Origin of the sequence: Falsigemmobacter faecalis, assembly GCF_003863335.1 — a bacterium.
GTDB classification, from domain to species: domain Bacteria; phylum Pseudomonadota; class Alphaproteobacteria; order Rhodobacterales; family Rhodobacteraceae; genus Wagnerdoeblera; species Wagnerdoeblera faecalis.
Genome location: NZ_RRAZ01000025.1, coordinates 1 through 12,741, shown reverse-complemented (window position 1 = coordinate 12,741; position 12,741 = coordinate 1). Strand labels below are relative to the sequence as shown.

At 61.1% G+C, this 12,741-nt stretch carries 10 protein-coding genes and 2 pseudogenes; 9 read left to right on the top strand and 3 right to left on the bottom strand.

The genetic code is table 11. From position 1 onward, the window contains the following. Positions 1–420: 420 nt before the first annotated feature. The 7 genes from EG244_RS15060 to EG244_RS15030 all read left to right on the top strand — a co-directional run bounded on the left by EG244_RS15060 (position 421) and on the right by EG244_RS15030 (position 9,365). On the top strand, positions 421–2,709 hold the full coding sequence (locus tag EG244_RS15060; protein ID WP_124965912.1) for an arginine/lysine/ornithine decarboxylase: 2,289 nt from the start codon (positions 421–423) through the stop codon (positions 2,707–2,709). Positions 2,710–2,809: 100 nt separating this feature from the next. Further along, entirely contained in the window at positions 2,810–3,712 is a 903-nt protein-coding gene (locus EG244_RS15055) for a LysR family transcriptional regulator (protein WP_124965910.1), read from the top strand. A 242-nt stretch (positions 3,713–3,954) separates the two neighbouring features. Next, positions 3,955–5,112, top strand: a complete 1,158-nt coding sequence (locus EG244_RS15050) for an ABC transporter substrate-binding protein (RefSeq protein WP_124965909.1) — start codon at positions 3,955–3,957, stop codon at positions 5,110–5,112. A 70-nt stretch (positions 5,113–5,182) separates the two neighbouring features. Further along, positions 5,183–6,172 carry an ABC transporter ATP-binding protein gene (locus EG244_RS15045; RefSeq protein WP_124965907.1) on the top strand — a complete coding sequence of 330 codons (990 nt, stop codon included), beginning with the start codon at positions 5,183–5,185 and terminating at the stop codon, positions 6,170–6,172. Continuing rightward, positions 6,169–7,110 (top strand): ABC transporter permease, encoded by a 942-nt coding sequence (locus tag EG244_RS15040; RefSeq protein WP_124965905.1) that lies wholly within the window; start codon positions 6,169–6,171, stop codon positions 7,108–7,110. Before EG244_RS15045 ends, EG244_RS15040 begins: the two co-directional genes overlap by 4 nt. After that, positions 7,100–7,909, top strand: coding sequence for an ABC transporter permease (locus EG244_RS15035; RefSeq protein ID WP_124965903.1), 810 nt, complete (start codon positions 7,100–7,102; stop codon positions 7,907–7,909). The genes EG244_RS15040 and EG244_RS15035 overlap by 11 nt, the downstream gene beginning before the upstream one ends. A gap of 22 nt (positions 7,910–7,931) precedes the next feature. Then, positions 7,932–9,365 (top strand): gamma-aminobutyraldehyde dehydrogenase, encoded by a 1,434-nt coding sequence (locus EG244_RS15030; protein WP_407644049.1) that lies wholly within the window; start codon positions 7,932–7,934, stop codon positions 9,363–9,365. 209 nt (positions 9,366–9,574) lie between these two features. Here EG244_RS15030 and EG244_RS21525 read toward each other — a convergent pair whose 3' ends face one another. Together EG244_RS21525 and EG244_RS21520 are read right to left on the bottom strand one after the other, a co-directional pair. Beyond that, positions 9,575–9,817 carry a transposase gene (locus EG244_RS21525; protein WP_407644051.1) on the bottom strand — a complete coding sequence of 81 codons (243 nt, stop codon included), beginning with the start codon at positions 9,815–9,817 and terminating at the stop codon, positions 9,575–9,577. A gap of 114 nt (positions 9,818–9,931) precedes the next feature. Then, positions 9,932–10,165, bottom strand: coding sequence for an IS110 family transposase (locus EG244_RS21520; RefSeq protein WP_199737994.1), 234 nt, complete (start codon positions 10,163–10,165; stop codon positions 9,932–9,934). A gap of 284 nt (positions 10,166–10,449) precedes the next feature. On the opposite strand from EG244_RS21520, the pseudogene EG244_RS21015 reads away from it, so the two are divergent. Beyond that, a pseudogene (locus EG244_RS21015) lies at positions 10,450–11,618 on the top strand (IS3 family transposase). A gap of 187 nt (positions 11,619–11,805) precedes the next feature. Beyond that, positions 11,806–12,406, top strand: a pseudogene (locus EG244_RS15010) (transposase); the annotation flags it as partial. Between the two features lie 130 nt (positions 12,407–12,536). Here EG244_RS15010 and EG244_RS15005 read toward each other — a convergent pair. After that, positions 12,537–12,741 (bottom strand): integrase core domain-containing protein (locus EG244_RS15005; RefSeq protein ID WP_148097635.1); only part of this gene is annotated, 205 nt, incomplete at its 5' end.

Here is a 12,741-nt window from a genome sequence, read left to right as displayed (position 1 = left end):
TGCCAAGCCTGCGGCAGGCACGCCCCCCTCCCAAGTGCAAAACGAAAGACCGGCGATTCCGGCGCAATCCCGCCGCTTCGCGGTGTTTGCATGCGCAGAAAACCGCGAAGGGTGCTGAATGGGGAGAGGCTGCGCGGGAACATTTCCTGATCACCCTCCAAAACCCGGGGGGTGTCCGATTAGAACCGCTGAAAACGGGGGGACATCCCCTGAGGACTGCCGCTGCCCTCCCCCTCTCTGCCCTGTCCCGGGACGCTTTGGCCTTCGATGTTCAGGACGGATCGGCGGAACTCATCGCGCCACCGGCAGTTTTTTGCAGAGATATCGTCCTGCAGGCCGCGCTGCCGCAGGAAAGGCTTGACCCGAAGACCACAGGTTGTGATGAGCAGCGCGAGTTGTGGTGACGAAAGGAAACCTCCTGTGAAATTCCGCTTTCCGATCGTCATTATTGACGAAGACTTCCGCTCCGAGAATACCTCGGGTTTTGGCATCCGTGCGCTGGCTGACGCCATCGAGCGTGAGGGCCTTGAGGTGCTCGGGGTCACGAGCTATGGCGATCTGTCGCAATTTGCCCAGCAGCAAAGCCGCGCCTCGGCTTTCGTGCTGTCGTTTGACGATGAAGAGTTTGACGGCACAGACGAAAAAGACAGCGTGATCTCAAAGCTGCGCGCTTTCATCGAAGAAGTGCGCTGGAAAAACTCGGATGTGCCGATCTTTCTGCATGGCGAGACCCGCACCTCGCGGCACCTGCCCAATGACATCCTCAAAGAGCTGCACGGCTTCATTCATATGTTTGAAGACACGCCGGAATTTGTGGCGCGTCACATCATCCGCGAAGCCAAGAACTATCTCGAAAGCATCCAGCCGCCCTTCTTTAAGGCGCTGCTGGATTATGCGGAAGACGGCTCTTATTCCTGGCATTGCCCGGGGCATTCGGGGGGCGTGGCCTTCCTGAAATCGCCGATCGGTCAGATGTATCACCAGTTCTACGGTGAAAACATGCTGCGCGCCGATGTCTGCAATGCGGTCGAAGAACTGGGCCAGCTGCTGGACCACAACGGCGCCATCGGCGCATCCGAGCGCAATGCCGCGCGGATTTTCAATGCCGATCACTGCTTCTTTGTGACCAATGGCACCTCGACCTCGAATAAAATGGTCTGGCACCACACGGTCGCGCCGGGCGATGTGGTGGTGGTCGACCGCAACTGCCACAAATCGATCCTGCATTCGATCATTATGACCGGCGCAATCCCGGTCTTCCTGCGCCCGACGCGCAACCATTACGGCATCATCGGCCCCATCGGCCGCTCTGAGTTTGAGCCTGAGGCGATCAAGGCCAAGATCCGCGCCAACCCGCTGCTGGCGGGTGTCGATGCCGATGCGGTGACCCCGCGGGTGATGACGCTGACGCAATCGACCTATGACGGCGTTCTCTACAATACCGAAGAGATCAAACGTCTGCTCGACGGCTATGTCGACAACCTGCATTTCGATGAGGCCTGGCTGCCGCATGCCGCCTTCCACCCCTTCTATGGCACCTATCACGCCATGGGCCGCAAACGCGGGCGCACCAGGCATTCGGTGACCTATGCCACGCAAAGCATTCACAAACTGCTGGCAGGCATCAGCCAGGCCAGCCATGTGCTGGTGCAGGACAGCGAAACGGTGAAGCTGGACCGGCATCTCTTCAACGAAGCCTATCTGATGCATACCTCCACCAGCCCGCAATATTCGATCATCGCCTCCTGCGATGTCGCGGCGGCCATGATGGAGCCTCCGGGCGGCACCGCGCTGGTGGAAGAATCGATCCTTGAGGCGCTGGATTTCCGCCGCGCCATGCGCAAGGTCGATGCGGAATTTGGCGATAATGACTGGTGGTTCCAGGTCTGGGGCCCGGATGAGCTGGAGGCAGAAGGCATCGGCCGCGCCCGCGACTGGGAGCTGCGGCGTACCGATTCCGAGGGCGTGCAGCGCGACGGCGAAGACGCCTGGCATGGCTTTGGCGATATGGCGCCGGGCTTCAACATGCTTGACCCGATCAAAGCCACGCTGATCACCCCCGGCCTCGATATTGACGGACGCTTTGATACCACCGGTATCCCGGCCTCGATCGTGTCGAAATATCTGGCAGAGCATGGCGTTGTGGTCGAGAAGACCGGGCTTTACAGCTTCTTCATTCTGTTCACCATCGGCATCACCAAGGGCCGCTGGAACACCCTGCTGGCCGCGCTGCAGCAGTTCAAAGACGATTATGACCGCAACCAGCCGCTCTGGCGCGTGATGCCGGAATTCTCGGCGCGTCACAGCCGTTATGAGCAGATGGGCCTGCGCGATCTGAGCCAGCATGTGCATGAACTTTATGCCAAATATGACATCGCGCGTCTTTCGACTGAGATCTATCTGACCGATCACACCCCGGCCATGACCCCCTCAGACGCCTTCGCGCAGATCGCCAAGCGCAAGACCGAGCGGGTGCCGGTGGATGAGCTGGAAGGCCGCATCACCACCAGCCTCGTGACGCCCTATCCGCCGGGCATCCCGCTGCTGATCCCGGGCGAGGTCTTCAACAAAGGCATCGTCGACTTCCTGCGCTTTAACCGCGATTTCGCGCGCGAATGCCCGGGCTTTGAGACCGATATCCACGGCCTCGTCGCCGAGGTTGGCGCCGATGGCCTGGTGCGCCACTACGCGGACTGCGTGGCGCTTTAAGCGGCAGATGAAAAGCCCGGTCGAAAGGCCGGGCTTTTGGCGCGAAAGACCTTCGCGCTTTGCGGTTTCTTTGCCATGTTGACCCCGGACAGGGGGCGGTATGGCATTCACTTTACGGCAATTGCAGTTTTTCATCGCGGCGGCAGAGACCCGCTCCGTGACCGGGGCGGCACGGCAGCTTTCCATCAGCCAAAGCTCCGTGACTGAGGCGATCCGCGCGCTGGAAGAAGACCTTGGCATCCGGCTTTTTGACCGCCAGGCCCGGGGGCTGGAGATCACCCATAAGGGCCAGGCCTTTTTGCGCCATGCTCGGCGGATCCTGACAGATGTCTCCTCCGCATGCTCCAGCTTTCGCGATGAGGCGGAAAGCCAGCCGGGGCGGCTGTCGCTGGGGGTGACCTCGCTGGTGGCGGGCTATGTGCTGTCCGATATCCTGTCGCGCTACCGCCGGGCTTTCCCGCGCATTGAGCTTTCGGTCATTGAGGAAAATGCCGATTATCTGGAGCATCTTCTGATCGGCGGAGAGCTGGATGTGGCGGTTCTGATGACCTCCTCGATCCAGGACCGCATGGCCATGCATGTTGAGACGCTGCTGGTCTCGCCCTATCGGCTCTGGCTGCCGATGGGGCATGAGCTGGCGGATCTGGAGAGCATTGATCTTGAAGCACTTTCGGGTCTGCCGCTGATCCAGCTGATGGTCGATGAGATCGAAGAGATCACCCGCAGGCTGACCCAGGGGCTGGCCGTGCGCCCGCGCGTGGCCTTTCGCACCCGCTCGGTTGAGGCGGTGCGCTCGCTGGTGGCCACCGGCGCAGGCGTGGCGATCCTGCCCAGTCTTGTTTATCGGCCCTGGTCGCTGGAAGGCGACCGGATTGAGACCCGCGATGTCTCGGGCGATCTGCCCACGGTGCAGGTGGGCCTGGCCTGGCGGCGCGGATTTCCCCTGCCCGGCCCGGCCGCCGATTTCGTGCGGATCGCCCAAGGCTCGATCGCGCAGCGCTGATCCGGCACCCTTGCCGCCCGAAAATCCGGCAAAATACCCCCCCGGGGCGGAACGCCCGTGGCCGTTTCCGGAAGTTGCAGCCGCAGAAATCTTTTAAAATCAAATGGGTACATCCCTGCCCCGCTCTGCGTTCGGAAAATCCGATAGCTCGCTTCAAGTTTTTGCGTTTGTGAAAGGTCGCGCCCCGGGGAACGCTGCTGCAAGACCGCGCACCGCTTTGCCGCATCACCCAGGGAGTTGCCATGAACCGCCTGAAACTGCTGGCCACCTCGGCCCTGAGCCTGACCATCGCCACCACCCCCGTCTTCGCCCAGCTTGCCTCCATCGGCCCCGGAGAGGGCAGCCTGTCCATCGTCGCCTGGGCAGGCTTTATTGAGCGCGGTCAGACCGACCCGAAATTCGACTGGGTGACCGATTTTGAGGCCGCGACCGGCTGTAAGGTCTCGGTGAAAACCGCCAATACCTCAGACGAGATGGTCGCTCTGATGAATGAGGGCGGCTTTGACATGGTCACCGCCTCGGGCGATGCCTCGCTGCGGCTGGTGGCGGGCGGCCGGGTGCAGCCGATCAATATTGATCTGGTGCCAAGCTATAAAGAGATCGACGAGCGGCTGCAAAATGCGCCCTGGCACACCGTTGATGGCGTGCATTACGGCGTGCCTTACGTCTGGGGCCCGAATATCCTCGCTTACCGCACCGATGTCTTCCCTGAGCCGCCGAAGTCCTGGAATGTGGTCTTTGAGCCGATGGATCTGCCCGACGGCAAGCCCAACCAGGGCCGCGTTCAGGCCTATGACGGCCCGATCCATATCGCCAATGCCGCGCAATATCTGATGCATCATAAGCCCGAGCTGGGCATCAAATCGCCCTATGAGCTGAATGAGGATCAATATAAAGCCGCCCTCGATCTGCTGCGCGAGCAGCGCAAGCTGACCTCGCGTTACTGGCATGACGCCTTCATCCAGATCGACGACTTCAAAAACGAAGGCCTTGCGGCCTCGGGCTCCTGGCCTTTCCAGGTGAACCTGCTGAAGGCGGATGGCGTGCCGCTCGCCTCGACCTTCCCGCAGGAAGGCGTGACCGGCTGGGCCGATACCTCGATGCTGCATGTCAACGCCAAAAGCCCGAACTGCGCCTATATGTGGTTTGAGCATCAGCTTTCGTCCAAGCTGCAATCGGATCTCTCGGTCTGGTTTGGCGCGAACCCCTCGGTGCCCGCCGCCTGCACCGACAAGCGCGGCATGCTGACGCCTGAGATCTGCACGGCGAACGGCTCGGATGATTTTGAGAAGATCGCCTTCTGGACCACGCCGGTCTCCAACTGCTCGCTCGGCGAGGGGGCCTGCGTGCCCTATTACCGCTGGGTCTCTGACTACATCGGCGTGATCGGCGGGCGCTGATCCCCTGTCCGGCCCCGCGTCCTGCGGGGCCGGACCTCCCCCAAATGCCTGACTGCCCCCCGGAGACATAATGGCCGCTGCCGTAGAATTTCGTAATGTCGCCCGTCACTTCGGCCTGGTTAAAGCCGTCGACGGTGTGGATCTGGTCATAGAAGAGGGCTCATTTTTCGCCATGCTCGGGCCGTCCGGATCGGGCAAGACCACCTGTCTGCGGCTGATCTCCGGCTTTGAAAGCCCCACCGGGGGCGAGATCCGGATCTTTGGCGAAGATGTCTCGCGGGTGCCGCCGCATCTGCGCAACGTGAATACCGTCTTTCAGGATTATGCGCTTTTCCCCCATATGAGCGTGCGCGACAATGTCGCCTACGGGCTGATGGTCAAGGGCGAGGGAAAGCGCCAGCGCCTTGAAAAGGCAGAAGAAATGCTGGAGCTGGTGAAGCTTTCGGGCTTTGGCAGCCGCAAACCCTCGCAGCTTTCGGGCGGGCAGCGCCAAAGGGTGGCGCTGGCGCGGGCGCTGGTGAACCGGCCCCGGGTGCTGCTGCTGGATGAGCCGCTTGGCGCATTGGATCTGAAGCTGCGCGAGGCCATGCAGGATGAATTGAAGGCGCTGCAGATGCGCCTTGGGCTGACCTTTGTCTTTGTGACCCACGACCAGCATGAAGCGCTGTCGATGGCGGATTCCCTGGCCGTTTTCTCCGAGGGCCGCATCGCGCAGATCGGCACCCCTGCGCAGGTCTATGACGCGCCGCGCTCACGCTTTGTTGCGGATTTTGTGGGCTCTGCCAATGTGTTACCCCCCGATCTGACGGCGCGCCTGGGTGGCCCTGCCCGCTGGTCGTCGCTGCGCCCCGAACAAATCCGGTTGAGCGCAGATGGCCCCCTGGGCGGGCGCGTCACCGCCCTGCGCTATCTCGGCTCGGGCACCCGCGTCGCCATTCAGACCGAGGGCACAGAGCTTGCGGCCTTTGTGCCCGCAGGCGTGCCCCTGCCCGCCACCGGCGATCAGGTCCGGCTGAGCTTCGCCCCCGAGGCGCTGAACATCATGGAGGGCGAGGGATGAGCCGCGCCCCCGCGATTTTACCCACGCGCGGCGCCTGGGACCGGCTGACGGGGCTGTTCTGGCGCAGGCCGGGGGTGCTGCTGCTGCTGTTGATCGCGCTGCCGCTTTTGTGGCTGGGGGTGGTCTATCTTGGCTCTCTCGCGGCGCTGCTGTTGCAGAGTTTTTATTCGATCGACGAATTCTCGGGCATGGTGAAGGAAGAATTCACACTTTCCACCTATGCTGAACTCTTTCGCGCGCAGAACGTCGATATCATCCTGCGCACGTTGTTTATGGCGGCGGCGGTCACCCTGGCTTCCGCCGTGATCGCTTTCCCGATCGCTTATTACGCCGCGCGCCATGCGCAGGGGGCGATGAAGGCGGTCTGTTACCTCGGCATCATGCTGCCGTTGTGGTCGAGCTATCTGGTCAAGGTCTATGCCTGGAAGCTGATCCTGGCCAAAGAAGGCATTCTGACCTGGGCTGCCGCCGGGACCGGCACCTCCTTTGTGATCGACGGGATTTTGTCGGTGCCGGGGCTTTCGTCCAGCTCGCTTTCCACTTCGCCTTTCGGGACCTGGCTGGTCTTTGTCTATGTCTGGCTGCCCTATATGATCCTGCCGATGCAGGCCGCACTTGAGCGGGTGCCGCGCAGCATGATTGAGGCCTCTGCCGATCTGGGCGCAAACCGCGGCCAGACTTTCCGCACGGTGATCCTGCCGCTGGCGCTGCCGGGGATCATCGCCGGCTCGATCTTCACCTTCTCGCTGACTTTGGGCGATTACATCATCCCGCAGATCATCGGCAACAGCGCCAATTTCATCGGCATGGCGGTTTATAAGTTGCAGGGCACCGCCGGGAATATCCCGCTGGCGGCAGCCTTTGCGGTGGTGCCGATCATCATCATGGTGATTTATCTGACCATTGCCCGGAAGATGGGGGCCTTTGATGCACTCTGAACGCGCCTCCCTTGGGCTGAAGATCGGGGCGATTGTCGCCCTTCTCTTCCTCCATCTGCCGATCCTGCTGATCTTCCTTTACGCCTTCACCACCGAAGAGCGCAGCTATCAGTTCCCGCCCCCTGGCCTCACGCTGAAATGGTTTGGCGTGGCCTGGAATGACCGTCCCGACATCTGGCCACCGCTTTATCTGTCGCTGAAGGTCGCGGCGATTTCCACCGCCCTCGCCATGGTGCTCGGCACCCTGGCCGCTGCCGCCATGAGCCGCACGAAATTCTTCGGCCGCGATCAGATCACCCTGCTGATCCTGCTGCCGATCGCCCTGCCCGGTGTGATCACCGGCATGAGCCTGCGCTCGGCCTTTGGCATCATGGAGATCCCCTTTTCGACCTGGACCATCGTGCTGGGCCACGCCACCTTCTGCATCGTGATCGTTTACAACAATGCGGTGGCGCGAATGCGCCGCCTGTCAGGCGCGATTGCCGAGGCCTCGGCCGATCTGGGGGCCAACAGCTTTCAGACCTTCCGCTATGTGCTGCTGCCGAACCTTGGCTCGGCGCTGCTGGCGGGCGGCATGCTGGCCTTTGCGCTGTCGTTTGATGAGGTGATCGTCACCACCTTCACCGCCGGGCAGCAATCTACCCTGCCGATCTGGATGCTGAATGAGCTGGTGCGGCCCCGCCAGAGGCCGGTGACCAATGTGGTCGCCATCGTGGTCTTTCTGGTGACCTTTTTGCCAATCCTTGCAGCCTATTACCTGACCCGCGGCGGCTCTGAGACCGCTGGCATGGGCAAATGATCTTCCAAAGGAGACCCGAGAGATGACCGCCATTGAGACCCGTTTGCTGATCGGCGCTTCTTTTGAGCAGGGCGAAGAGCAGCCTGAGCAAATCCTGAACCCCCGCACCGGCGCAGTGATTTTAGATGTGCCCGAGGCCTCAATGGGCCAGGTCGACCGCGCGGTTGCGGCGGCGCAAACTGCCTTTCAGCGCTGGTCACTGACCACGCCTGCCGAACGCTCTGCCGCGCTGTTGCGGATCGCCGACCGGATTGAGCGCGAGACCGAGGCCTTCGCCGCCCTTGAGGCGCTGAACTGCGGCAAGCCCATCGGCCTTGCGACAAATGACGAAATCCCCGCGATTGTGGACTGCTACCGCTTTTTCGCCGGCGCGGTGCGCAACCAGCACGGGGCGCTGGCGGGGGAATATCTCGCCGGCCATACCTCGATGGTCCGGCGCGATCCGGTGGGGGTCGTGGCCTCTATTGCGCCCTGGAATTACCCGCTGATGATGATGGCCTGGAAGCTCGCCCCGGCGATTGCGGGCGGCAATACCGTGGTCTTTAAACCCTCCGAGCAGACGCCGCTGACGGCGCTGAAACTGGCGCAGATCCTCGCCGAAGAGCTGCCCGAAGGCGTGGTCAATATCGTCACCGGACGCGGTCAGACGGTGGGCAACCATCTGATCCATCACGCAGGCATCGATATGATCTCGCTGACGGGCGATGTGGCGACCGGCAAAAAAATGCTCGACGCGGCGGCGCGCAGCGTCAAGCGCACCCATCTTGAGCTCGGCGGCAAGGCCCCGGTTCTGGTCTTTGATGACGCCGATATCTCGGAAGTGGTCGAAGGCCTGCGGGCGTTTTCTTTCTATAACGCAGGCCAGGACTGCACCGCCGCCTGCCGTGTCTATGCGGGCAAAAAGGTCTACGACAATCTGGTCGCCGATCTGACCTCTGCTGCTGCTTCCATCCAACTGGCGGGTGCTGATGACAGCCTCAATGAGATCCCGCCGCTCATCAGCCAGCGCCAGCGTGAGCGGGTGGCAAGTTTCGTCAACCGCGCCCGCGAGCTCAGCCATGTTGAGGTCACGACGGGTGGCGAAACCATGGAAGAAGGCTATTACTACCGCCCCACCGTGATCGCCGGAGCCACCCAGGAGGATGAAATTGTGCGCCGCGAGGTCTTTGGCCCTGTGGTGTCCGTCACGCCATTTACTGAGGTAGATCAAGCGGTTACATGGGCCAATGACAGCGCCTATGGTCTGGCCTCCTCGGTCTGGACGAAGGATGTCGGCCGCGCCATGGCGACGGCGGCGCGGCTGCGCTATGGCTGCACATGGATCAATACGCACTTTATGCTGGCCAATGAGATGCCGCATGGCGGGCTGAAGCAGTCGGGCTATGGCAAGGATCTGTCGGGCTATGCGCTGGAAGATTACACCGTTGTGCGCCATGTCATGGTGAAACACGGCTGACAAAGGGCCCCCCTGCCCCGTTCATGGCAAGGCCGGCAGGCGCTCTCTGCGCTCGGGGGGGCATCCCGGTAACTGTGTCTCCAGGCGGCTCGCGCGAGCCATATCTCCCTTGATGTGAGTATTGCAATCGCCACAAGCCGCCTGGCGATAGCAGTACTCACGACTTTATGGGGCTTTCCCTTTATCGCAAAGCCGCTGGGCTGCCGCCTTCAGAGCGGATTGTGCAAGGAGGCCGCGCGCGCTGCCTGAACCAGCGCTTGCCGCAAATCTCTTCGTCCTCCAGCGATCATACGGCGTCCTCTCAGCGCGCCGCTGGCCTCGGCGATGGGGGCCATGGCTGCTGCCTGTCCAGCTTTCCTGGAGCCGAGTTCGGGCATTTCGGCACTCAAAAGGCGGGCGCAAACAGGACCTATACCCGGTCCTGAGCGCAGCAGCCTCTCATCTTCGTGCATCTGATCAGAAGCACAGATCAGCGTTCGAATCCGGGCTTTGATCGCCACGATCATTTATGTCCGCTGGCGCATCCTGTTTCAATCGCCCCGGACTTTCCGCTTTCAGACGCTTCTCTATCTCCACGAATGCGCCCGATTTATCGTGTAAGCCCTTAATGTAACAAAATTTTCATCAGCCAATTCCCGACCGGCCTCACGGCGAAAAATCATCAAAGCAGCACGAAGCTCTGCATCAATCCGGTCCGTTTTAGCGCGTGTACCACGAGATCTGGCAAAAGCTTTGATCTGAGCCTGAGGCAGCCGGACAGCGGCTATACCCGCTGCAACAAGGCCTGCCAAAGCCGCCATTCCAACCCGCCTGTCGCCTCAAACCCCACTTTCAATGTCGGGCTGAGTGCCTTCAGGCGGGCGACCTGGGCCTCGTAACCCGCGGGCGTATTCGCCCGTCTGACCCTTTGGCCAAAAGAGCCAATGAAGGCAGTCGCGCGAGACGTCTATGCCTGTGATGACAGTCACTGCTGTCATATCGCTCTCTCTTCCTTGTGGTCGCGGTCCCATTGAAACCGGGCCGCAATCAACTGAAACACAACGTGTTTTCCGGAGGCTCCAACTCCTGAGTAAGATGGAGCATCATGAGCAAGACTAGGAACAAGTTTTCCCCTGAAGTGCGCGACCGCGCGGTGCGTCGGGTTTTCGACAATAAGACAGAGCATGGATCGCGGTGGCAGGCGAATGAGATCCTGCGCAGGGGTGAGCCAGTGAAGGCGCCACTGGTTCAAGCGCACTGGCGAACGCGTATGTTGCCATGATCGAAGGCAATGCGGCACTGCTTCGGGCATGACCGCAGATGCCCGACCGCCGGTCGAAGTAATGGTGGGTTTTATTGATGCCCATCGTGGTACCCATGGGGCGAAGCCATGGTCACGCCCCTGGTCCGAGTGACCATGGCGACTTCCGACTTACAGCGTGCTGCCGGTCGCCCCGTCCACCTGCTATGATCATCTGGCAAAGCGTGGCGATCCGTCTCGGCTGTCGGCTCGGGCGCGCCGGGACGAGACTCTTCGCCCGGGGGGCCTTTGTGTGTTCGAGGAGAACTGGCGGGTCTATGGCGCTCAGAAGGTCTGGCGACAGCTGAGCCGCGAGGGCTTTGATGTCGCGCGATGCACAGTGGCACGGCTGATGAAAGGCATGGGCATTCAAGGCGTTATCCGCGGCAAGCCGCATCGGACAATCATTCCGGACAACAAAGCGCCCTGTCCATTGGGTAGGGTGAACCGCCAATTCCTCGTGTCCGCACCGAACAGGCTGTGGGTCAGTGACTTCACTTATGTCGCCACATGGAAGGGGTTCGTCTATGTTGCATTTGTCATTGAGGCCTATGCCCGCCGTATCCTGGGCTGGCGGGTCAGCACTTCAGCCCAGGCGGGTCCTCGATCAGGCGGTTCATGAACGCCGCCCCGCAAAGGGCATGGGCCTTATCCATCACAGCGACAGGGGGCAGCCAATATCTGTTGATACGATTCACCGACCGGCTGGCAGAGGCCGGTATCGAACCCTCTGTCGGAAGCGTCGGTGGCAGCTATGACAATGCTCTGGCCGAGACCATCAATGGTCTCTTCCAGGCCGAAGTCATCCACCGGCGTGGACCATGGCAGGGCTGCGGGGTGGTGGAATACGCGACCTGGGAATGGATCGACTGGTTCAATAATCGGCGCCTGCTGAGCCTATCGGGAACATACCGCCAGCAGAAGCAGAGGCCAATTTCTACGCGGCTCCGGACACAAAACAAATGGCCGCCTAGCTAACGAATAAAAGCCTCCGGTAAACCCGGTGCGGTTCAACTTTGGACGTCCCTCGATTTCGCCTGAGCGTCTGGTCGGTGCCAGCCTGCTGCAGATCCTTGACTCGATCCGAGCGGCAGCTTCGTCCGGTGGGTTCAACGGGTGGCGGCAACACTTTATTCTTTAATGAGAGAAGGACTGTGATCCATGGCATATCGCCGGCGTATTTTTTACCGATCAGCAGAAGGCCTGGATTTGGGATCCTTGGCACCGCGGGGAGGCCATGAATGCGATCGGACGAAGCTTTGATCGCGCTTCCTCGTCGGTCCATCCCCTATTGGCACGCACTGGTGGCCTTCGCCCTCCATCGCGTGTCAGATCCTGTCAGGCCCTGTCATGCTCTGAGCGTGAAGAGATTTCACGAGGCTTGCATGCGCGGGATAGTTTGCGCGCTATAGCAGGCAGGCTGAAGCGCGCGCCTTCCACGATCAGCCGCGAGGTCAACCGCAATGGCGGTTGTGTTGCCTATCGCGCGACCTCTGCGGATCAAGCGGCGTGGGATCGGCCCCGTCGGCCTAAGACCTGCAAGCTGGTGGGCAAGGTCCATCTATGTCGTATCATATCGGCAAAACTCTTGCGTACATGGTCTCCCGAACAAATTGCAGGCTGGTTGATGCGTGAGTATCCAAGCAGTCCAGCGCAGCGTGTGGCGCATGAGACGATTTACAAAAGCTTGTTCATTCAGACACGTGGCGTTCTCAAGAAAGAGTTGCAGGCGCATTTGAGAACAAGGCGCTCGATGGGGCGCCCGCAGGTGACCTGCCACTGAACTTCCCTCCGGCCGCGACTTGCGCCCGGTTGTTGTTTGATCCGCTACCCAACTATGGACCACCCGGAGGCAGAGTTTTCCGACCTTTGAAGTGAGCCCCTAATCCGGATCACCCGAGGCTGGAGTTTTCGGGTGTTTGGCCGGGGCTCGGGCCGGAAGCGGGCCCCGGATTTGCCAGCTCGCAGGGCGTCTTGTCGCCAATGGCGCCATGCGGTCGTTCAGTGTTGTCGTCGCTCAACCAAGTCTCCATCTTTTCCTTCGCATTTGCCAGCGTCATGCACCCGTGAGCGCTGAGACACTCCTCGCCGAAGCGG

What these genes read in the sequence shown, in the direction of transcription:
- EG244_RS15055 (WP_124965910.1), top strand. Translation starts at nt 2,810, where the DNA reads ATGGCATTCACTTTACGGCAATTGCAGTTTTTCATCGCGGCGGCAGAG.
- EG244_RS15050 (WP_124965909.1), top strand. Translation starts at nt 3,955, where the DNA reads ATGAACCGCCTGAAACTGCTGGCCACCTCGGCCCTGAGCCTGACCATC.
- EG244_RS15045 (WP_124965907.1), top strand. Translation starts at nt 5,183, where the DNA reads ATGGCCGCTGCCGTAGAATTTCGTAATGTCGCCCGTCACTTCGGCCTG.
- EG244_RS15040 (WP_124965905.1), top strand. Translation starts at nt 6,169, where the DNA reads ATGAGCCGCGCCCCCGCGATTTTACCCACGCGCGGCGCCTGGGACCGG.
- EG244_RS15035 (WP_124965903.1), top strand. Translation starts at nt 7,100, where the DNA reads ATGCACTCTGAACGCGCCTCCCTTGGGCTGAAGATCGGGGCGATTGTC.
- EG244_RS15030 (WP_407644049.1), top strand. Translation starts at nt 7,932, where the DNA reads ATGACCGCCATTGAGACCCGTTTGCTGATCGGCGCTTCTTTTGAGCAG.
- EG244_RS21525 (WP_407644051.1), bottom strand. Translation starts at nt 9,817, where the DNA reads ATGCACGAAGATGAGAGGCTGCTGCGCTCAGGACCGGGTATAGGTCCT.
- EG244_RS21520 (WP_199737994.1), bottom strand. Translation starts at nt 10,165, where the DNA reads ATGGCGGCTTTGGCAGGCCTTGTTGCAGCGGGTATAGCCGCTGTCCGG.